This window comes from Mycobacterium sp. NPDC048908, from assembly GCF_043197955.1.
Taxonomy (GTDB): domain Bacteria; phylum Actinomycetota; class Actinomycetes; order Mycobacteriales; family Mycobacteriaceae; genus Mycobacterium.
The window spans coordinates 96,638-117,224 of sequence record NZ_JBICUE010000008.1; the positions used below are offsets into that span (position 1 = coordinate 96,638).

A 20,587-nucleotide genomic window follows, 5' to 3' on the forward strand; every position below is an offset into this window, starting at 1 on the left:
ATACAGTTTCGCGGGTGACGTCTGTCGAGTCCGTACCCGGTGAGCCGAATCTGCTCCTCGGCGCCTACGACCTGGCCACGCTGGGTTACGGCGTCGAGGAGTTCTTCGTTTCGGGGACGGCGCGTTCCCACGACGGCGAGACGGCGGACTACACCACCCGCATCGTCGTTGCGAGGCCGACGGGTCCCGCCGCGTTCACCGGCACCGTGATCGTCGAATGGCTCAACGTCAGCGGCGGCATCGACGCGCCGGCGGTCTGGTTCATGGCGCACCGCGAGATCGCGCGCGCCGGCCTCGGCTTTGTCGCGGTGTCGGCGCAGCGGGTCGGCGTCGAGGGTGGAGACAGCCTGGTCGGTGTCGACATGTCGTTGAAAACGCAGAACCCCCAACGCTATTTGCGCCTGCACCACCCCGGTGACGCGTTCGCCTACGACATCTTCTCCCAAGCCGGCCGCCTCATCCGCGACCGTGCCATCGACGGACTGGAACCCGAAGCCATTCTGGCGGTTGGCGAGTCGCAATCCGCCGCGTTTCTGACCACCTATGTCAACGTGGTGGATCCGGTCGCCGCCGTCTACGACGGCTTCCTGGTGCATTCCCGGTTCGGCCCTGCCGCGCCGCTGGACGACAAGAGCGCCTTGGAAGAAACCGCGTCGCAGCCCGTTCCGTTCCGTCCCGATCTGCGCGTCCCGCTCATCACGGTCATCACCGAAACCGACCTGATCGGCGGCTGGCGGGCCGGCTATTACCTGGCAAGGCAGCTGGATAACGAGCGATTCCGCGCCTGGGAGATCCCCGGTACCGCACATGCTGACAATTACACGGTCCGGGTCGGCTTCATCGACAACGCCTCGGCGTCGCTGGAGCAGCTGCAAGCGGCGTACGCGCCGACCGACGAATTGATGGGCACGCAGCTGTCCTACTTCGTCAACTTCGCCCCGCAGCACCACTACGTGCTGCAGGCCGCCATCGCCGCCTTGAACGCCTGGGTGCGCGACGGCGAGCCGGCACCGGCGGCCGGACCGATCGCCCTCACCGACGGCGAGACACCCGCATTGCTGCTCGACGCCAACGGGCTCGCCAAGGGGGGCGTGCGAACTCCGTGGGTCGATGTGCCGACGGCGCGGACATCGGGCCTGGCGCCGGACGAGAGCCCGATGTCATTTCTGTTCGGCTCCGGCGAACCGTTCGACGCCCAGACCCTGGACGCTTTGTATCCCGGCGGTGCGGCCGACTACCTCGACCGGTTCACCGCCGCGCTCGACCGCGCGATCGCCGCCAGGTTCATTTTGGCGGCCGACCGTGACGAGATTCTGGCCCTCGCCGGGGCGATCTTCGCGACTCAGGCGGCCGACAATTGACGCCGACGTCGCCGGATCGAGGGTGAGATGTGACCGTGATCTCCTTGAGTTCGGGATAAAGGGCCACCGCCAAGTAGGCTAGGCGGCGATGGTCCCGCTTTGGTTCACGCTGTCCGCGCTCTGTTTCGTGGGTGCGGCGGTGCTGCTGTACGTCGACATCGACCGTCGACGTGGCCTGGGCCGCCGGCGGAAGTCCTGGGCGAAGTCGCACGGCTTCGACTACGAGCACGAATCGGCCGACCTGATAAAGCGCTGGAAGCGTGGGGTGATGTCGACCGTCGGTGACATCACCGCCAAGAATGTCGTGCTCGGCCAGATCCGCGGCGAGGCCGTGTTCATCTTTGACCTCGAAGACGTCGCGACGGTCATCGCGCTGCACCGCAAGGTCGGCACGAACGTCGTCGTCGATTTGCGGCTCAAGGGCATCAAGGAGCCGCGAGAGAACGACATCTGGCTGCTCGGCGCGATCGGCCCGCGGATGGTGTACTCCACCAACCTCGACGCCGCCAGGCGCGCCTGCGACCGGCGGATGGTGACGTTCGCCCACACCGCACCCGACTGCGCCGAGATCATGTGGAACGAGCAGAACTGGACGCTGGTGTCGATGCCGGTGACCAGCACCCGCGCCCAGTGGGACGAGGGCCTGCGCACCGTCCGGCAGTTCAACGACCTGCTGCGGGTGCTGCCGCCCGTCCCGCAGGCCATCACCGGCCAGCCCGTCGCGCGGCGCAGCGGCTCGCCGAGCCGCCCGCTGGCCCCCTCGCCCGCCCGCTCGGAACCGCCGCAGGCCCGCGCCGACCAGCCGCCCGCGCGCCCTGAAGCCGGCCGCTACGCCGCCCGGCCGGAGCCCGGCCGCGCCGAAGGGGTGCGCCGTCCGCCGCCACCGTCGCGCAACGGCAGGCAGTCGCCGCACTATCAGCGGTAAGTACTCTCATACGCATGGCTCGCCCCGTCGCACTGATCACTGGACCGACGTCCGGGCTCGGCGCGGGATTCGCCCGCCGCTACGCCATCGACGGCTACGACCTCGCCCTGGTCGCCCGTGACGCCGACCGGTTGGAGTGCCTGGCCGCCGAACTGCACGACGAGGCGGGCGCAGGCGTCGAAGTGCTCGTCGCCGACCTCGGCCAGGAGGCCGACCGCGCGAAGGTAGCCGATCGGCTGGCCGCAGGCGTGCGGGTGCTGGTCAACAACGCCGGCATCGGCACGTCCGGCGAATTCTGGACCGCCGACTACGCGCCGCTCCAACACCAACTCGACGTCAACGTGACCGCCGTGATGCAGTTGACGCACGCCGCCCTTCCGGCGATGCTGGCCGCCGACGCGGGCACCGTGATCAACGTCGCCAGTGTCGCGGGCCTCCTGCCGGGCCGTGGGTCGACGTACTCGGCGTCCAAGGCGTGGGTGATTGCGTTCACAGAGGGGCTCGCCAACGGCCTCACCGACACCGGGGTCGGGATACACGCGCTGTGTCCCGGCTTCGTGCACACCGAGTTCCACGCGCGCGCGGGCATCGAGATGAGCGGAACGCCATCGTTTCTGTGGCTCGAAGTCGACGACGTCGTGCGCGACTGCATGGTCGACGTCGGCAAGAACAAGGTGGTGATCGTGCCGGGCCTGCAGTACAAGGCGCTCACCACCGGAGGCCGCGTGGTGCCGCGAAACGTGTTGCGCGCCATGACGAAAGTTGTAGGTCGCGGCCGGAACAGAACCTGAGCCTGACCTAGATGTCGGTGCGGGTACTCATCGCCGTCATGGCGGCGGTCGTCATGGTCGTATCCGCATGCTCGGGCGATGACGCGCGTCCCCACCCGTACTCCACGCAAGCCGCGACCATCGGCCAGGCGCAGTCGATTCTCGGCTGGAACATCACGGTGACCAATCTGCGGTTCGACGCCGACTACGTGCTGATCGATGTGGACGGGTCGGTGGCGCAAAAAGACGGGCCGCACGCCAAGCCGGAGGACATCCGCTTCGGACTGTACGGTGCGCTGACGCACCCGATCGAAGCCAACGCCGTCGGCGGCTGCAAGGACGTGACGAACCTTGCGCTGCAACCACTCTCGTCGCCCAGCCCGGACCGCATCGCGGGCACGGTGTGCCTCGGGCCGCAGCGCGATCAGTCGCAGGTGCGCGGTGTCTATGTGTACTCACCGCGCGAACGACTTTCCGGCACGGTGGCGGCCTACCCCGCGGCGTTCCCCGTCGGAGTGCTTCCGACGAACGAGAATGACACCGGGTTGGTGCTCAAGACCACGAGCGTGGACGCATTTCGTGCCGACGGGGCACAACTGGACCCAACGGCGATCGGTGATCCCACCGCGTTCTCTGGGAACGGATACATGTTGCTCGGCCTCGAAATCGATGGATTGGCAAGGCGATACCGCGACGACTCCGCCAAGCGCGGCGGCCCCTTGATGGTGTTTGTCGCACCGACGCTGCCTGCGCCCGGGCTGAGCCACGCCTGCGACATCTATGGTGCCTCGGTGCTGATCCTGCCCGACTCGTCGCGCGACGCCGTCCAGGTCCGCGTGTCGTTGTGCACCCAGGGCGAAATCAACAGAGCGCTGCTTTACGCGACGGTGTCCGTCGCGGGAACCCACGCCGCGCTGTGGACATCGAAATGACCGAAGCCGGACCCACCGAATGGGGTGAGACACCCGGTGTCGGCCCGTGGCAGGGACCGCATCGCGACGACCCGCGATACGACCCCGAACTGCTGCGTGACGGTGACTCCCGCAACGTCGTTGACGCATACCGCTACTGGACGCGGGAAGCGATCATCGCCGACATCGACCGGCGCAGGCACCCCCTGCACATCGCAATCGAGAACTTTGGCAGCGACGCCAACATCGGCGCGGTGGTCAGGACGGCGAACGCGTTCGCCGTCGACACCGTGCACATCGTCGGCAGGCGCCGGTGGAACCGTCGCGGCGCCATGGTCACCGACCGTTATCAGCGGCTGCGCCATCATGCCACCACCGCCGAACTGCTGGCCTTCGCCGCCGACGCGGGGCTGACCGTCGTCGCCGTCGACAACGTCCCGGGGGCGGTCCGCATCGAGCACACCGCGCTGCCGCGGGATTGTCTTTTGATCTTCGGACAGGAAGGTCCCGGCATCACCGACGACGCGAAGGCCGGTGCCGTCTTGACCGTCTCGATCGCGCAATTCGGCTCGACCCGCAGCATCAATGCGGGGGTTGCTGCGGGCATCGCGATGCATACCTGGATCACTCAACATGCGGACACTTCCAACGCCTGGTAGGGCAGGATCGATCTCATGGATCAGGTATGGGCCAATCGCGCGGCGAGCGCGGAGGCGGCGATTGCCAAGCGACACCTGAAAAAACTGTGGGGACTGCCGGGCACCCAACTCGGTGTCGTCGCGTGGCCAGCGGTGCGCGAATACCGGACGTTCGACACCTGGCATTACTGGTGGCAGGCGCACCTGCTGGACAACCTCGTCGACGCACAGGTGCGCGATCCGCAACCGGAACGCAAGGCGAAGATCGAAAGCCAGATCCGGGCGCATCGGCTGCGCAACACCGGATGGACCAACGACTACTACGACGACATGGCGTGGCTGGCGCTCGCACTCGAGCGGGCAGGCCGGCTGGCCGGCGTCGAGAAGCCCGGTGCGCTGAAGAAGCTTTCCGAGCAGTTCCTCAACGCGTGGGTGCCTGAGGACGGCGGCGGTATCCCGTGGCGCAAACAAGACCAGTTCTTCAACGCCCCTGCCAACGGCCCCGCGGGGATCTTCCTGTCCCGATACGACGACCGGCTGCGGCGCGCACAGCAGATGTCGGACTGGATCGACGAAACGCTGATCGACCCCGAGACCCATCTGGTGTTCGACGGCATCAAGGCCGGGTCGCTGGTGCGCGCGCAGTACACCTACTGCCAGGGTGTGGTGATCGGGCTGGACACCGAACTCGCCGCGAGGACGAAAGACCCTCAGCACGCCCAGCGGGTGCACAGGCTCGTCAAGGCGGTGCGCGACCACATGGCGCCCGACGGCATCATCAAGGGCACGGGCGGCGGTGACGGCGGTTTGTTCGGCGGCATCCTGGCCCGCTACCTTGCGCTGGTGGTCACCACCCTGCCGCAGAACGGGCCCGCCGACGCAGAAGCCCGCGACATCGCCCGCTCGCTGGTGCTCAAGTCGGCCGAATCGGCCTGGGAGAACCGGCAGACCGTGGACAGCCTGCCGCTGTTCGCGGCCTTCTGGGACCGTACCGCCGAAATACCCAGTGCGGCAGGGCAGGAGGCGCAGTTCGTCGAGGGCGCGGTCAACGCATCCGAGGTGCCTGAGCGCGATCTGTCGGTGCAGCTGTCGGGCTGGATGTTGATGGAGGCGGCGCACGCCGCTACCACCGCGAGCGGCGATGAGGACACCACAGCCGAGTGACCGCCGAACCGTTGCCACGGATCGTTCGCCTGCTGCCTGGACGATTCGGCCGCGATCCCAAAGCGCCGGGCACCAAGGAGAACACCGCTGCGGCGCTGCTGCTCGCGTTCACCCTCGCGGCCATCCTGTGGGCCAATTCGCCATGGGCCGAGACCTATTGGACGCTGCTGGACACCCACGTGGGCTTCACGTTCGGCGCGCACACCTTCGAGATGACCGTCAAGCATCTGATCAACGACGGCCTGATGACGTTTTTCTTCTTCATCGTCGGCCTCGAGGTCACCAGTGAGTTCTCGATCGGTGAACTCACCGATCGAGCCCGCGCCGCGGTACCCGTCGTCGCTGCGATCGCGGGGCTCACCGTGCCCGCCGTCATCTTCCTGCTGTTCAACCCGTCGGGGGAGAACACGCACGCGTGGGGGGTGGTGATCTCCACCGATACCGCGTTCCTGATCGGCGCGCTGGCCATCATCAAACCCAAATACCCATCCCGACTGCGGATTTTCCTGCTCACCCTCGCCGTCGTCGACGATATCGGCGCGCTCTGCGTGATCGCGCTGTTCTACTCCGACCACATCGCGGTGGTTCCGCTCGTGGTGTCGGTGGTGCTGCTCGCCGCGCTGGCCCTGGTCCGGTTCCTCCCGGCTGGGCGCGGCCCCGCATATGCGGTACTCGGGTTCGCGCTGTGGGTCGCGCTGTCCGCGGCAGGCATCCATCCCACCCTCGCCGGCGTCGCGGTCGCGGTGCTGATCCCCGTCTTCACCCCCGACCGTCAGCAGGTGGAGTCGACGGTCGAGATGATCCGCGCCTTCCGTCAATCGCCGAACTCGCAGTACGCCAGGGCCGCCACTCGCGGTCTGCGAGAGTCGATCTCGATCAACGAACGACTGCAGACGGACGTCGGACCGTATGTGTCGTTCGTGGTGCTGCCGGTGTTCGCGCTCGCCAACGCCGGGGTCCGGTTGAACATGGACAGCGTGGCGGCCGCCATGGTGTCACCCCTGACCTGGGGCATCGTCGCGGGTCTGGTGGTCGGCAAGTTCATCGGCATCACGGGTGCGACGTGGTTCATGCAGCGCACCGGACTCGGCCAGCTGGCCCCGGGCGGCACGCTGCGCCGCGTAGCGGGCGGCGCCGCACTGTCCGGCATCGGTTTCACCATCTCGCTGTTCATCGTCGACATCGCGATCTCCGAGCCGGCGCGCCAAGATCAGGCACGTGTCGGCGTGTTGCTGGCCTCTGTGATCGCGTTCGCGCTCGGGTGGGCGATCTTCGGCATCACCGACAAGGTCAGCCCACCGGAACCCGTGGGGCTCAATCTGATTCGGCCTGTCGACCCGGACCGCGACCACATCCGCGGTAACCCGCAGGCCGAGCTGACGCTGGTCGAGTACGGCGACTACGAGTGCCCGTTCTGCAGTCGGGCCACCGGGGCCATCGACGAAGTGGCCGAGCACTTCGACGGGCGGCTGCGGTATGTCTGGCGTCATCTCCCGCTGGAGCGGGTGCACCCGCGCGCGTTCGACGCCGCGCGCGCCGCGGAGGCCGCCGGTTTGCAGGGCAAATACTTCGAGATGGGCGCGATATTGTTCGCGCACCAGGACGACCTGGAGTGGTCGGACATCTACCGCTACGCCAACGCGATAGGACTCGACCTCGAGCGGTTCGACCAGGACGTGCGGGTGCACCCGACCAAGGTGCTGCATCGCGTGCAAGACGATGCGCAGGACGCCGAGTTGATGGACCTCAAGTCGACGCCGACGTTCTTCGTCAACGGCAAGCGGCACAAAGGGCCATGGGATGCTGCCAGCCTGATCCGCGCGCTGGACAGCTAGCTCCAGAGCGTGACGTGAATCTTGGGCCGGAAGCGGGTGACCCCCACTCCGGTGCCGCGCAGCATGGCCTGGGTGCACCGGGGGGTGGTGATGAACCGCACCAACTCGGCCGCCGCGGGCTGACGTGCGGCGGGCGGCAGAGTCGTCACGCACCATTCGCCAGCCATTTGCAGATCGGCACCCTTGACGTGCGTCAACCGCCCGGCCGCAACGTCTTTGCCGACCGTGAAGCCGATGGCCAGGCTGACGCCGCCGACACGCTGGACTTCCTCGAGCGCGGCTGCATCGCTCTGGAAGATTCGTTGCGCAGCTTCCGGGATCGCCAACTTCCGCAGGGCTGTAGCGATCTCGCCGTCGGCGCTGCCTGCCGACGGCCCCAACATCCATTGCTGCTCGCGCAGCAACGCCGGAGTCGGCGGCCGGGTTGCCAGCGGGCTGCGAGGCGCGGTAACGGTGAGAATCTGGTAGTTCAAGAAGGGCCGGACCACCACCGTGGCGTCGCGAGCGGCATTATCAGGCGGGTAGACCGGGCCGAGTGCGACATCAACGGCCCTCGATGTGACCAGTTCGCGAAATGTGCTGGTGGGTTGGACGCTCAGTTCGACCGAAAGGTCCTTGGCACGCGACGAGAACAACTCGATCAGCCCGGGCGCCGCGTGTTCGGCGAATGCGCTCGACGCCGCGACACGCAGCAGCCGGCGACCGTGTGCTGCCTCCGTCACCTCGATCGCGGTCTGCTGCTGCAGGCCGAGGATCTCCACCGCCCGACTGGCCAGCCGCAGCCCGCCCGGGGTGAAGGCCAGGCCCGCCGATGTGCGCGAGAAGAGCGGATCGTCGAGTTCCTTGCGCAACTGCGCGACGTGCATGGAGACGCCGGCATCGGACATACCAAGTTCCGCGGCCGCCGCGTGGACTGAACCGAGGCGCACCACGGCTGAAAACGCCCGAAGCTGAGCCGGTGTCACGACACCAGCCTAGTGACTTAAGCGATCACTTAACCTGTTATTGACGGTGGCTACTGCCCGGCGAACACTCGCCGCATGCAGGTTCCCGGACCCTTCGAATACGAACGCGCCACCAGCGTCGATCACGCCATCGGGTTGCTCGACCGACTCGGCGACGGCGCCATGCTCGTCGCCGGCGGCCACAGCCTGTTGCCGATGATGAAGCTACGCATCGCCAACCCCGAGTATCTGGTCGACATCAACGACCTCATTCCGGAACTCGGCTACATTTTGGTCGGAGCCGGAAGGCCGGCGACATCAAGCGTCGGAGCCGGAAGGCCGGCGACATCAAGCGTCGGAGCCGGAAGGCCGGCGACATCGGGCATCGATCCGACGATGGTGCGCATCGGTGCGATGACCCGCCATCGGGAGGCCCTTGAGTCTGATGAGCTTGCGGCGGTGTGTCCTATTTTCCGCGACGCCGAACGCACGATCGCCGACCCTGTCGTGCGCAACCGCGGCACGGTCGGAGGTTCGCTGTGCCAGGCCGACCCTGCCGAGGACCTCACCACGGTGTGCACCGTGCTCAACGCGGTCTGTCTGGCCCGCGGCCCCTCCGGTGAGCGTGAGATCCCGATAGACGATTTCCTTGCCGGGCCCTACGAGACGTCGCTGGCGCACAACGAGATCCTGATCGAGATACGGATTCCGCTGCGCCCCAACACCTCCAGTGCCTACGCCAAGGTCGAACGGCGAGTCGGCGACTGGGCCGTGGCGGCAGCGGGTGCCGCGGTGACGCTAAACGGCGACACCATCGCGGCGGCGCGGTTGGGCCTGACCGCGGTCAACACCGACGAAGCCGCGCTGGCCGCCGTCGGGGAGGGACTGGCCGGTCGGCCTGCCACCGAGGAAGTGTTCGCCCAAGCCGGCCGCGATGCGGCGCAGGCGTGCAGTCCGGTCACCGACATGCGGGGCAGCGCCGAATACAAGCGCCACCTCGCCTCGGAATTGACGCTCCGAACGCTGCGTCGCGCTGTCGAGCGGATACGCAAAGCCCCGGCTGTGGAAGGGAACTAGCCATGCAGGTCACCATGACGGTCAACGGCGAGTCGGTCACCGCCGAGGTCGAGCCTCGAACGCTGCTCGTCCACTTCCTGCGAGACCAGTTGCGGCTGACCGGCACTCACTGGGGCTGTGACACCAGCAACTGCGGTACCTGCGTCGTGGACATGGACGGCGAACCGGTCAAGTCGTGCACGGTGCTCGCGGTGATGGCAGGCGGCCACAGCATCCGCACCGTGGAGGGTCTGGAGGTGGACGGTCGACTGGATCCTGTTCAGGAAGGCTTCATGCGCTGTCACGGGTTGCAGTGCGGGTTCTGCACGCCGGGAATGATGATCACCGCGCGCGCCCTGCTCGACCGGGTGCCCGCCCCCGATGAGGAGACCATCCGCGAGGCCATCTCCGGTCAGATCTGTCGCTGCACCGGCTACACGACGATCGTGCGGTCCATCCAATGGGCTGCCGAGCACGCGGATGTGGAGGCGAAAGCATGACCACCACCGAAATCCGACCAGAAGATACCGCCGACAACGATCAGAAGCCGTGCGGGCACGGCCGGATGTTGCGCAAGGAGGATCCGCGGTTCATCAGGGGCCGTGGCAACTACGTCGACGACGTGGTGCTGCCGGGCATGCTGCACCTGGCGATCCTGCGGTCGCCGTACGCGCACGCTCGCATCGTCGGCATCGATACCACTGCGGCGCAAGCACATCCGAAGGTCAAGGCGGTGGTCACGGGTGCTGACCTCGCCGAGAAGGGGCTCGCCTGGATGCCGACGCTGTCGAACGACGTTCAGGCGGTCCTGGCCACCGACAAGGTGCGTTTCCAAGGGCAGGAGGTCGCGTTCGTCGTCGCGACCGACCGCTACGCCGCCAGGGATGCGCTGGAACTCATCGACGTCGAATACGACCCGCTCGACCCCATGATCGACGCACGCACGGCGCTGCACCCTGACGCACCGGTGATCCGCACGGATCTGGACGGCAAGACCGACAACCACTGCTTCGACTGGGAGACCGGCGACGCCGCGGCCACCGAGGCGGCCTTCGCCAAGGCCGACGTCGTCGTCAAGCAGGAGATCGTCTATCCCCGCGTACATCCCGCGCCGATGGAAACCTGCGGTGCGGTCGCCGACCTGGACCCGGTCACCGGCAAGCTGACGCTGTGGTCGACCAGCCAGGCGCCGCACGCACACCGGACCCTGTACGCGTTGGTCGCAGGGCTGCCCGAGCACAAGATCAGGGTCATCTCACCCGACATCGGCGGCGGTTTCGGCAACAAGGTGCCGATTTACCCGGGCTACGTCTGCGCCATCGTCGGCTCGCTACTGCTAGGCAAGCCGGTGAAGTGGATGGAAGACCGCAGCGAGAACCTGACCAGCACGGGCTTCGCGCGCGACTACATCATGGTCGGCGAGATCGCCGCCACCAAGGACGGCAAGATTCTCGCGATCCGGTCCAATGTGCTCGCCGACCACGGCGCGTTCAACGGCACCGCCGCACCGGTGAAATACCCGGCTGGCTTCTTCGGCGTGTTCACCGGCAGCTACGACATCGAAGCGGCCTACTGCCACATGACCGCTGTGTACACCAACAAGGCGCCCGGTGGGGTGGCCTACGCCTGCTCGTTCCGCATCACGGAAGCGGTGTACTTCGTCGAGCGGCTGGTGGACTGTCTGGCCCATGAACTGAAGATGGATCCGGCGCAGTTGCGGTTGGCGAATCTGCTGAAACCGGAACAGTTTCCGTACAAATCGAAGACCGGCTGGGTGTACGACTCCGGTGACTACGAGAAGACCATGCGGCTGGCGATGGAGACGATCGGCTACGACCAGTTGCGCGCCGAGCAGAAACAACGGCGTGAGCGTGGTGAACTGATGGGCATCGGCATGGCGTTCTTCACCGAGGCGGTCGGCGCGGGGCCTCGCAAGGACATGGACATCCTGGGGCTCGGCATGGCCGACGGCTGCGAGTTGCGGGTGCATCCGACCGGCAAAGCCGTCGTGCGGTTGTCGGTTCAGACCCAGGGCCAGGGGCACGAGACCACCTTCGCCCAGATCGTCGCCGAGGAACTCGGCATCCCGCCCGACGATATCGACGTCGTGCACGGCGACACCGACCAAACGCCGTTCGGGCTCGGGACCTATGGCAGCCGGTCGACGCCGGTTTCGGGTGCGGCCGCGGCCCTGGTGGCGCGCAAGGTCCGCGACAAGGCCAAGATCATAGCGGCAGGCATGCTCGAAGCCTCGGTCGCCGACCTGGAGTGGAACAAGGGCAGCTTCGCGGTCAAGGGTGACCCGTCCGCATCGGTGACCATCCAGGACATCGCGATGCGGGCGCACGGCGCCGGCGATCTTCCAGAAGGGATCGAGGGCGGTCTGGACGCCCAAATCTGTTACAACCCTGAGAATCTCACCTATCCCTACGGTGCCTACTTCTGCGTGGTGGACGTCGACCCGGGTACCGCCGTGGTGAAGGTGCGTCGGTTCCTCGCCGTCGACGACTGCGGCACCCGGATCAATCCGATGATCATCGAGGGACAGGTGCACGGCGGCATCGTCGACGGGATCGGCATGGCGCTGATGGAGATGATCGCGTTCGACGAAGAGGGCAACTGCCTCGGCGGCTCGCTGATGGATTACCTGATTCCGACCGCGGTTGAGGTGCCGAACCTCGAGACCGGGTTCACCACCACTCCGTCGCCTCACCATCCGATCGGCGCCAAGGGCATCGGCGAGTCGGCCACTGTCGGATCGCCACCTGCGGTGGTCAATGCCGTCGTGGATGCGTTGGCGCCGTTCGGAGTTCGGCACGCCGACATGCCACTGACCCCGTCACGGGTATGGGAAGCCATGCAGGGCAGGGCCACCCCGCCGATCTAGAGGAGCCAGCATGACGATGAGTGAACGGGCCCAGCAGCTGCGGCGCTCGCGCACGCCGTTCGTCCACGCCACCGTGGTGCGGGCCCAGCAGCCGGCCTCGGCGCATGCCGGCGACCAAGCAATCCTGTTGTCCGACGGAACCATCGAGGGCTTCGTCGGCGGCCACTGTGCGCAGAACTCGGTGCGCAAAGCGGCACTCGGTGCGTTGCAAGCCGGTGAGAGCGTGCTGCTGCGGGTGTTGCCCGACGGCGATGTGCACTTTCCCGAGGCGCCCGGTGCCTGCGTGGTCGTCAACCCGTGCCTCTCCGGCGGTGCGCTGGAGATCTTCCTCGACCCGCAGGTACCCGCGCCGCTGCTGCGGATCTGCGGCGCCACACCGATCGCGGGCGCGCTCGCGGCAGCATTTGCGGCACTGGGTTACGACGTGCACCGCGACGGTGACGGCGAGTTGGCGCGGGCGACCGCGGTCGTGATCGCCACCCACGGCGGCCCGGAAGCCGAGATCATCCGGGCGGCACTCGACGCGGGTGTCGGCTACATCGGCCTGGTCGCCAGCGCGGTTCGCGGTCGTTCGATTTTGGCGGGCCTGCGACTGACCGACGCGGAACGGCAGCGGGTGCACACCCCTGTCGGCCTGCCGATCGGCGCCAAGACGCCCGCCGAAATCGCCGTGTCGATCCTCGCCGAGGTGATCACAGCGATCCGGGTGCACGGTGTGACCGCCCCCGGGCACAACACCGCGGCGGCCCCTGCGAGAGAAGAACCATGCCACGGTCACGGGTGACCGGAGTGGTGCTGGCGGCGGGCGGTTCGCGTCGGCTGGGTACACCCAAACAGCTGCTGCCGCTCGGCGATACGACGCTACTCGGCGCCACACTCGAGGTGGCCCGCAACTGCCCGTTCGACCAACTCATCGTCACTCTCGGCGCAGTGGCCGACGAGGTGCGGCACGTGGTGGCGTTGGATGGCCTGGACATCGTGCTCGCCGACGACCCGGGGTCGGGCTGTTCCTCGTCGCTGCAGACGGCGTTGGCGTGGGTCGATCAACGCGCCGACGGCGTGGTGCTGATGCTGGGCGATCAGCCGGGGGTGACGTGCTCGACGGTGACGAAGCTGATCGCGTCGGGGCGCGACGCCGCGATCGCGGTGTGCGAATACTTCGACGGCGTCGGCCATCCGTTCTGGTTGGGCCGCAGTGTCTTTGGCGATCTGGAGAAGCTGCACGGCGACAAGGGGGTGTGGCGGTTGATGGAATCCGGCCGCTACAGCGTGCGACGCGTCCCGATAGACGGCCCCGTTCCGCTCGACGTCGACACCTGGGAGGACTACCGACGGCTACGCGAAACGCTGGCGCGATGACGCGGCCTGTGCTGTTCAGTGGTGTCGACGACGTGATCAGCCGATTCGACGCACACGATTTCCTGCTCGACACTGGGACCGCCTCGGCGATCTACCTCGCGGTGGTCCTCGGTCGACCGCTGCTGCTGGAAGGGGAGCCGGGAGTCGGCAAGACGACCGCCGCGAAAACGATTGCCGCCGTGTTGGATACACTGCTCCTTCGACTGCAGTGCTACGAGGGTCTGACAGCCAGCGAAGCACTGTACGACTGGAACTATCAACGGCAACTGCTCAGTATCCGGCTCGCGGAGGCGCGGAAGGCCACCATCGAGGAAAGCGACCTCTACACCGAGACCTATCTGGTCGACCGACCGATCCTGCAGTGCGTGCGGTATCGGGGACCAGGTGTCCCGGTGTTGTTGATCGACGAGATCGACCGTGCCGACGACGAATTCGAGGCGTTGCTGCTGGAATTCCTCGGGGAGGCGGCGGTGACGGTCCCCGAGTTGGGTACCTATGTTGCCAAGCAGCCACCGATCGTCGTACTCACCTCCAACCGCAGCCGTGACCTGCACGATGCGCTGCGCCGGCGGTGCCTCTACCACTGGATCGAGTATCCGGAGCCGACGCGGGCCGCGGCGATCGTGCGCCGCACGGTGCCTGGCGCGACGGCTGCGCTGATCCAGCATGCCGCCCACTTCGTCGGCCAGACAAGGACTCTCGACCTGGACAAGCCGCCGGGGGTGGCCGAGACCATCGACTGGGTCGCCGCCCTGGTGGCACTCGGGGTGACCGATCTGGTCACCGCCGACATCGCGCTGGGCTCGACCACACTTGGCGCGCTTGCCAAGACCCCCGACGACCACGCGTTGATCAGCGAAGCGTTCGCATCCTACGGCTGTACATGAGAGGAAATGCTCGATGAAGATTGCCAACGAATTCAGAGTCAGCGTCCCGATCGAGGACGCGTGGGAGGTGCTGACCGATCTGGAACAGGTGATCCCGCTGATGCCGGGTGCCCAGATGACGGGCCGCGACGGCGACGACGTGCTCGGCAAGGTGAAGGTCAAGGTCGGCCCGGTGACCAGTGAGTTCAGCGGAAAGGTTCACTTCGTCGAGCAGAACCGCGAGGAACACCGTGCGGTCATCGAGGGTAAGGGCAAGGAGGCACGCGGCACCGGCAATGCGGCAGCGACCGTCACCGCCCAATTGCATGACGCAGGTGATCACACCCGCGTCACCGTCGACACCGACCTCAAAGTGGTCGGTAAGCTCGCGCAATTCGGCAGCGGTATGCTGCAACAGGTTTCAGAGAAGTTGCTCGCCCAGTTCGTCGAGTCGCTGGAGGCGAAACTCGCGACCGACACGGCACCTGCGGCGCCTGAGAACGACGGCATCGCACCGGCTGAGCAGCCGAAGCAGGTCGCGGCGGAGCCCATCGACTTGATCGAGCTGGCAGGTGGCGGCGCGCTGAAGAAATACGCTCCGCTGGTGTTGGCCGCGGTCACCCTTGCCGCTATCGTGTTCGCCTTCGGTCGGCTGCGCTTGGCCAAACGCGGTCGATGACCGCGCCGCTCCTGCTGCCTGGCGTCGACATCGCGGCGTTCGCCGTCGCCTTCGTGGAGCGGTTGCACAGCAGTGGAGCGGTGGTCGCACCAAGTGGCCCAACAGCATTCGTTGAGGTGCTGCGCCACGACTGGCCTCGCACCCGGACGCAGCTGTATTGGCACGCCCGGCTGACGCTGGTGAACCGCGTCGAGGACCTCGCCGTTTTCGATGAGGTGTTCGAGGCGGTGTTCGCCGGCGCGGTGCTCGGTGTCGATCCGCCGGGCCTCAAACGCAGCCTCGGCACGACAGCGGCCAGCGAGGCCGGGGTGCCTGGCCGGGAGAACGCGGTCGCCGAAGGCGGGTTGCCGTGGAGCTCGTTGCCTGCATCGGTGACGGCCTCCGACACCCACGACAGCGACGTGCGCATCTCGGACACGCTGCCAAGCCGCTTCGTCGCGCGGGTGGACGAACCGTTCGAGCGGTTCGATGTGGGTGACCTCCGCCAGCTCGGCGGCTGGCTGGAGCGGGCAGCGGGCACCTGGCCGCAGCGCCGCAGCCTTCGCCGCGAACCGCATCAACACGGCAAGCGGATCGATATGCGCGAGACGATGAAAGCGTCACGGGCCACAGGCTGGGAGCCGATGCGGCTGGCGCGGACCCGCACCCGGCGCTATCCCCGCCGAGTGGTGCTGGCGTGCGACGTGAGCCAGTCGATGCGACAGTACGCCACGGTCTATCTGCATCTGATGCGGGCAGCCGCGCTGCGGCAGAAGGGGATTCGGCCCGAGGTCTTCGCGTTCTCGACGTCGCTGACGCGGCTGACCGCCGTGCTGTCCAACCGCTCGGCGGAGGCGGCGTGGGCCAAGGCCAATGCCAAGGTCACCGACCGCTACGGCGGCACCCATCTGGGTCGTTGTGTCGGCGAACTGGTATCCGGCTCACACGGCAATGCACTGCGCGGCGCCGTGGTCGTCATCGCCTCCGATGGCTGGGACAGCGACCCGCCCGATGTGCTGGTGCGCGCACTGGCGCGGTTGCGTCGCCGCGCTCACATGTTGGTGTGGCTCAACCCGCGCGCGGCGCAACCGGACTTCCGGCCGCTGGCGGCATCGATGGCCGCGGCGCTGCCGTACTGCGATCTGTTGCTGCCCGCGCATTCCGTGACCGGCCTGCGCGAACTGTTCACCGCGTTGACCGAACGGTAGCGGCTCAGCCTTCCGCCGCAGGCTCGCCGGCCGCCCGCTTGGCGGCCTTGCGCCGCTTGTACCACTCGATGAGCATCGGCGTCACCGACGCGACCGCAATCAAGATGAAAATCGGCTCCAACAGCTTCTGGATGACGTCGAACTGGCCCAGCCCGTACCCGAGCAGCGTCAGGCCGATGCCCCAGACGACGGCGCCGATGACGTTGAACAGCGTGAAGGTGGCGTAGCCCATCTTGGCGGCGCCCGCGGTGATGGGTGCCAGCGTCCGCACGATCGGCACGAACCGGGCGATCACGATCGCGAACGGGCCCCGCTGTTCGAAGAACGAATGCGCCTCGTCCAGATAACGCTGCTTGAGGATGCGCGCATTCGGCTTGAACATGTGGGTGCCCACATATCGGCCGATGAAGTAGCCGATCTGTCCACCGAGGATGGCGGCGATCGGGATGAAGACCAGTAGCTGCCACAGCTGGAAATCGGCTTGTCCCGCCGCGGCTGTACCGGCGGCGAGCATGCCCGCAACGAACAGCAGGGTGTCGCCTGGCAACACCGGGAACAGCACGCCGGACTCGATGAAGATGACGACCAGCAGGCCGATCAGCGCCCAGGTGCCGAAGTAGCCGATGAGCTTGATCGGATCGAGGAAGTCCGGCATCAACGCCAGCTGGTTTGCAGCCGCCGAGAAGGTGGCTGTGGTGTCCGGGTGAAGATTCATAGGCCCCCCAAGATACCGGCGACGTCCTGTCCGGACGCTGTGCCGGGGCTAGGGTCGGCTATGCCCACTCATAAAGCTGTTCATGTTGCGTCTGCTAACTCGCCGCTGACCATGGTCGACGTCGAAACCGCCGCGCCGGGTCCAGGGCGTGTCCGCATCACGGTCGCCGCCTGCGGAGTTTGCGGAACCGACCACGGTTTCGTCGCGGGCGGCTTTCCGAATATGACGTGGCCGCTGACCCTTGGCCACGAAATTGCGGGCACCATCGCGGAACTGGGCGAGGGTGTCGAGGGATTCGCCGTTGGCGACCGGGTGGCGGTGGGCTGGTTCGGCGGCAACTGCAACCGCTGCGTCCCCTGCCGGCAGGGCAAGTTCATGCAGTGCGTGAACGGGGAGGTGCCGAGTTGGCACTATCCGGGCGGCTACGCCGAGTCGGTGGTCGCGCCCGCCACGGCGCTCGCGCGCATCCCCGACGAATTGTCCTTCGTCGAGGCGGCGCCGATGGGCTGCGCCGGGGTGACCACCTACAACGCGCTGCGGCGGACCAAGGCGGTGGCCGGCGACCGGGTGGCGGTGTTGGGCGTCGGCGGGCTGGGCCACCTCGGTGTGCAGTGGGCCAACGCGATGGGGTTCGAGACGATCGCGATCGCCCGCGGCGCCGACAAGGAGGCCAACGCCCGCGAACTCGGCGCACACCACTACATCGACTCGCGCGCCGTCGATGTCGCGGAGGCGTTGCAGGCCCTCGGCGGCGCATCGGTGGTACTCGCGACGGCGGCCAACTCGCAAGCGATGGCCGACACGGTCGGTGGACTGGCGCCGGAGGGTGAACTCGTGATCGTCGGCGTCACCGCGGACCCGCTGCCGATTTCCCCGATGCAGCTGATCACCCCCGGCACCTCGGTGCAGGGCCATCCGTCGGGCACGTCGCGCGACGTCGAGGAGACCATGCACTTCGCGGTGTTGACCGGTGTTCGCGCGTGGATCGAGGAGCGCCCGCTCGCCGAGGCCGCCGACGCCTACGCGGCGATGGACGAGGGCCGCGCGCGCTACCGGATGGTGCTGACGATGTGAGCCGGTCACATCCTTGAGATACTTCAACTGACCTGTAGCAGCCGGGAGGAACTGACATGCCGATCGCAACGCCCGAGGTATATGCGGAGATGCTTGGTCGAGCCAAGGAGCATTCGTTTGCGTTCCCGGCCATCAACTGCACGTCTTCGGAGACCATCAACGCCGCGCTCAAGGGCTTCGCCGATGCCGGCAGCGACGGCATCATCCAATTCTCCACTGGCGGAGCCGAATTCGGCTCGGGATTGGGCGTGAAGGACATGGTGACCGGTGCGGTCGCGCTCGCCGAGTTCGCCCACATCGTCGCCGACAGGTACCCGATCACCGTCGCGCTGCACACCGACCACTGTCCGAAGGACAAGCTGGACAGCTACGTCAAGCCGCTGCTGGCCATCTCGCAGAAGCGCGTCTCCGAAGGCCGCAACCCGCTGTTCCAGTCGCACATGTGGGATGGGTCGGCCGTCCCGATCGACGAGAATCTGGACATCGCCGGCGAACTGCTCAAGGAGGCGGCCGCGGCCAGGATCATCCTCGAAATCGAAATCGGGGTGGTCGGCGGCGAGGAGGACGGCGTCGCCCACGAGATCAACGACAAGCTGTACACCTCGCCTGAGGACTTCGAGAAGACCATCGATGCGTTGGGCGTTGGGGAGCACGGCAGGTATCTGTTGGCCGCCACGTTCGGCAACGTGCACGGCGTCTACAAGCCGGGGAACGTCAAACTGCGTCCCGACATCCTCGAGCAGGGCCAGAAGGTGGCCGCGGCCAAGCTCGGATTGGCCGAAGACGCTAAGCCTTTCGACTTCGTATTCCACGGCGGATCGGGCTCGTTGAAGTCGGAGATCGAGGACTCGCTCAAATACGGCGTGGTGAAGATGAACGTCGACACCGACACCCAGTACGCGTTCACCCGCCCGCTCGCTGGCCACATGTTCAGCAACTACGACGGTGTGCTGAAAGTCGACGGCGAGGTCGGCAACAAGAAGGTCTACGACCCGCGCAGCTACCTGAAGAAGGCCGAGGCGTCGATGAGCGAGCGTGTGGTGGAGGCGTGCAAGGACCTGCACAGTGCCGGCCGATCGGTTTCGGCGGGTTAGGCTGTTGAGCGTGAAGCGTCGAATTCTGATCGCCTGCTGCACCGCTGCGACGGCCATGGGAACCATCGCGGTCGCGGCGCCCGCCTCGGCCAACACCTGCCCGTGGGGCACGGTGCCTCGATTCGACGGGGTATGCACGCAGGGACAGTCCGGCGGTGGTCCGCCGGTCGGCGTCACCGTTCCTCAGCAAGGCGCCGACATCGTCAGCCAGCCGGGTCAGTTCGCGCAGGTGAACGGGATCCCCTGCACGCAGGAGCACTTCGCCACCTGCTACGCGATGTCGCAGCAGCCCTAATTGGCAGCCTGGCAGATCTTCCACTGATCGTCGCGGAACTGTAGATCGAAGCTGCGCGTCGAGCGGGTCTGCGGCGCGTACGCCATGAACGTGGTGACGTTGGCCTCGGCGTGATCGTCGTTGACCACCACCTGATCGATGCTTGCGACCACTGGATACTGTTTGGCCGCGGCGACCCTGGAATGGGTTTCCTGCCACGCCTGGTCGTTGTAGTTGACGTAGCTGTCGCGGGTGCTGCCGCAGGTGATGCTGCGCAGGGTCGCGAGGTCACCGCTTTGCACCGCGGCATCGAAGTTCTGGATGGTCGTGCGGACCTTGTCCTCTTCGGAGGCCTTCGGTGTCTTGTTCCGGGTCAACAGCACCGTGCCGAGGATCGCGACGGCCACCAACGCCGCGATGACCAGCAGCAGCGCCACCACCCAGCCCCAACTCCGACGGGCTCGTGGCGGCTGAGGATTCTCGCCGCGCGGCGGAATATGTTGCGGCGCAACGGGCTTGGGCTGACCGACAGCGCCCGCGGGGACCGGCGGCATCACCTCGGTGGCGGGCTCGGCGGGCGTGTCGATCCGCTGTGTCGAGCCGTCGAAGCCGGACGGCGCGGTGTACCGTCGCTCGGCGGGCTTGTCCGTCTCGTCGGCGGGCAGTTGGGCTTGCGCCTCCGGCGACAACAAGATTTCAGTTGCGGGCTCATGCTGCGGATCGGTGACAGCTTCAGACGGCTGGGTTTCGGCCGGCTGAAAGGCGTCCGGTGCGGCGGCGTCATCCGGCTGTTGCGGCCCTGATGGGTTCGACATCCGTGCTGCGGTCCCTCCCTCTGCGAACTACCG

At 66.9% G+C, this 20,587-nt stretch carries 21 protein-coding genes; 18 read left to right on the plus strand and 3 right to left on the minus strand.

Annotation, left to right across the window (positions count from 1 at the left end):
- The first annotated feature begins 14 nt into the window (after window positions 1-14).
- The 7 genes from ACGFK1_RS20950 to nhaA all read left to right on the plus strand — a co-directional run bounded on the left by ACGFK1_RS20950 (window position 15) and on the right by nhaA (window position 7,604).
- Entirely contained in the window at window positions 15-1,361 is a 1,347-nt protein-coding gene (locus ACGFK1_RS20950; RefSeq protein WP_393433487.1) for an alpha/beta hydrolase domain-containing protein, read from the plus strand.
- A gap of 88 nt (window positions 1,362-1,449) precedes the next feature.
- Window positions 1,450-2,286, plus strand: a complete 837-nt coding sequence (gene ttfA, locus ACGFK1_RS20955) for a trehalose monomycolate transport factor TtfA (RefSeq protein WP_393433490.1) — start codon at window positions 1,450-1,452, stop codon at window positions 2,284-2,286.
- Window positions 2,287-2,300: 14 nt separating this feature from the next.
- Window positions 2,301-3,077: an SDR family NAD(P)-dependent oxidoreductase gene (locus ACGFK1_RS20960; protein WP_393433493.1), complete on the plus strand. Its 777-nt coding sequence runs from the start codon at window positions 2,301-2,303 to the stop codon at window positions 3,075-3,077.
- Between the two features lie 11 nt (window positions 3,078-3,088).
- Window positions 3,089-3,988 carry a hypothetical protein gene (locus tag ACGFK1_RS20965; protein ID WP_393433496.1) on the plus strand — a complete coding sequence of 300 codons (900 nt, stop codon included), beginning with the start codon at window positions 3,089-3,091 and terminating at the stop codon, window positions 3,986-3,988.
- Window positions 3,985-4,626 carry a TrmH family RNA methyltransferase gene (locus ACGFK1_RS20970; RefSeq protein ID WP_393433498.1) on the plus strand — a complete coding sequence of 214 codons (642 nt, stop codon included), beginning with the start codon at window positions 3,985-3,987 and terminating at the stop codon, window positions 4,624-4,626. Before ACGFK1_RS20965 ends, ACGFK1_RS20970 begins: the two co-directional genes overlap by 4 nt.
- Window positions 4,627-4,641: 15 nt before the next feature.
- A complete protein-coding gene (locus ACGFK1_RS20975) occupies window positions 4,642-5,769 on the plus strand; it encodes a glycoside hydrolase family 76 protein (RefSeq protein ID WP_393433501.1) in 1,128 nt (375 codons plus the stop codon).
- Window positions 5,766-7,604: a Na+/H+ antiporter NhaA gene (nhaA, locus tag ACGFK1_RS20980; RefSeq protein WP_393433504.1), complete on the plus strand. Its 1,839-nt coding sequence runs from the start codon at window positions 5,766-5,768 to the stop codon at window positions 7,602-7,604. The genes ACGFK1_RS20975 and nhaA overlap by 4 nt, the downstream gene beginning before the upstream one ends.
- Here nhaA and ACGFK1_RS20985 read toward each other — a convergent pair.
- Window positions 7,601-8,569, minus strand: coding sequence for a LysR family transcriptional regulator (locus ACGFK1_RS20985; RefSeq protein ID WP_393433507.1), 969 nt, complete (start codon window positions 8,567-8,569; stop codon window positions 7,601-7,603). The two genes, nhaA and ACGFK1_RS20985, sit on opposite strands and share 4 nt — an antisense overlap.
- A gap of 75 nt (window positions 8,570-8,644) precedes the next feature.
- Here ACGFK1_RS20985 and ACGFK1_RS20990 point away from each other — a divergent pair, with 75 nt between their 5' ends.
- From ACGFK1_RS20990 to ACGFK1_RS21025, 8 genes are read left to right on the plus strand one after another with little or no spacing between them, the layout of a single operon-like run.
- Window positions 8,645-9,625, plus strand: coding sequence for an FAD binding domain-containing protein (locus ACGFK1_RS20990; RefSeq protein ID WP_393433510.1), 981 nt, complete (start codon window positions 8,645-8,647; stop codon window positions 9,623-9,625).
- Between the two features lie 2 nt (window positions 9,626-9,627).
- Window positions 9,628-10,104, plus strand: coding sequence for a (2Fe-2S)-binding protein (locus ACGFK1_RS20995; protein ID WP_393433513.1), 477 nt, complete (start codon window positions 9,628-9,630; stop codon window positions 10,102-10,104).
- The gene (locus tag ACGFK1_RS21000) at window positions 10,101-12,491 is read left to right on the plus strand and encodes an aerobic carbon-monoxide dehydrogenase large subunit (protein ID WP_393433516.1); all 2,391 of its coding nucleotides are present in this window, start codon (window positions 10,101-10,103) and stop codon (window positions 12,489-12,491) included. Before ACGFK1_RS20995 ends, ACGFK1_RS21000 begins: the two co-directional genes overlap by 4 nt.
- Window positions 12,492-12,501: 10 nt before the next feature.
- Window positions 12,502-13,275, plus strand: coding sequence for an XdhC family protein (locus ACGFK1_RS21005; protein ID WP_393433519.1), 774 nt, complete (start codon window positions 12,502-12,504; stop codon window positions 13,273-13,275).
- Window positions 13,257-13,850: an NTP transferase domain-containing protein gene (locus tag ACGFK1_RS21010; protein WP_393433521.1), complete on the plus strand. Its 594-nt coding sequence runs from the start codon at window positions 13,257-13,259 to the stop codon at window positions 13,848-13,850. Before ACGFK1_RS21005 ends, ACGFK1_RS21010 begins: the two co-directional genes overlap by 19 nt.
- Entirely contained in the window at window positions 13,847-14,737 is an 891-nt protein-coding gene (locus tag ACGFK1_RS21015) for an AAA family ATPase (protein ID WP_393433524.1), read from the plus strand. Before ACGFK1_RS21010 ends, ACGFK1_RS21015 begins: the two co-directional genes overlap by 4 nt.
- 13 nt (window positions 14,738-14,750) lie before the next feature.
- Window positions 14,751-15,395, plus strand: a complete 645-nt coding sequence (locus tag ACGFK1_RS21020; protein ID WP_393433527.1) for an SRPBCC family protein — start codon at window positions 14,751-14,753, stop codon at window positions 15,393-15,395.
- Window positions 15,392-16,582 carry a VWA domain-containing protein gene (locus ACGFK1_RS21025; protein WP_393433530.1) on the plus strand — a complete coding sequence of 397 codons (1,191 nt, stop codon included), beginning with the start codon at window positions 15,392-15,394 and terminating at the stop codon, window positions 16,580-16,582. Before ACGFK1_RS21020 ends, ACGFK1_RS21025 begins: the two co-directional genes overlap by 4 nt.
- Window positions 16,583-16,586: 4 nt before the next feature.
- On the opposite strand, the gene ACGFK1_RS21030 is transcribed toward ACGFK1_RS21025, so the two are convergent.
- Entirely contained in the window at window positions 16,587-17,297 is a 711-nt protein-coding gene (locus ACGFK1_RS21030; protein ID WP_393433533.1) for a VTT domain-containing protein, read from the minus strand.
- A gap of 60 nt (window positions 17,298-17,357) precedes the next feature.
- On the opposite strand from ACGFK1_RS21030, the gene ACGFK1_RS21035 reads away from it, so the two are divergent.
- The 3 genes from ACGFK1_RS21035 to ACGFK1_RS21045 are packed head-to-tail and all read left to right on the plus strand — an operon-like array spanning window position 17,358 to window position 19,760.
- Window positions 17,358-18,371, plus strand: a complete 1,014-nt coding sequence (locus ACGFK1_RS21035; RefSeq protein ID WP_393433536.1) for an alcohol dehydrogenase catalytic domain-containing protein — start codon at window positions 17,358-17,360, stop codon at window positions 18,369-18,371.
- A gap of 56 nt (window positions 18,372-18,427) precedes the next feature.
- Window positions 18,428-19,465: a class II fructose-bisphosphate aldolase gene (gene fbaA / locus ACGFK1_RS21040; RefSeq protein ID WP_393433539.1), complete on the plus strand. Its 1,038-nt coding sequence runs from the start codon at window positions 18,428-18,430 to the stop codon at window positions 19,463-19,465.
- 10 nt (window positions 19,466-19,475) lie between these two features.
- Window positions 19,476-19,760 carry a hypothetical protein gene (locus ACGFK1_RS21045; protein ID WP_393433542.1) on the plus strand — a complete coding sequence of 95 codons (285 nt, stop codon included), beginning with the start codon at window positions 19,476-19,478 and terminating at the stop codon, window positions 19,758-19,760.
- Here ACGFK1_RS21045 and ACGFK1_RS21050 read toward each other — a convergent pair.
- Window positions 19,757-20,554 (minus strand): DUF4878 domain-containing protein, encoded by a 798-nt coding sequence (locus ACGFK1_RS21050; protein WP_393433545.1) that lies wholly within the window; start codon window positions 20,552-20,554, stop codon window positions 19,757-19,759. The two genes, ACGFK1_RS21045 and ACGFK1_RS21050, sit on opposite strands and share 4 nt — an antisense overlap.
- Window positions 20,555-20,587: the final 33 nt, after the last annotated feature.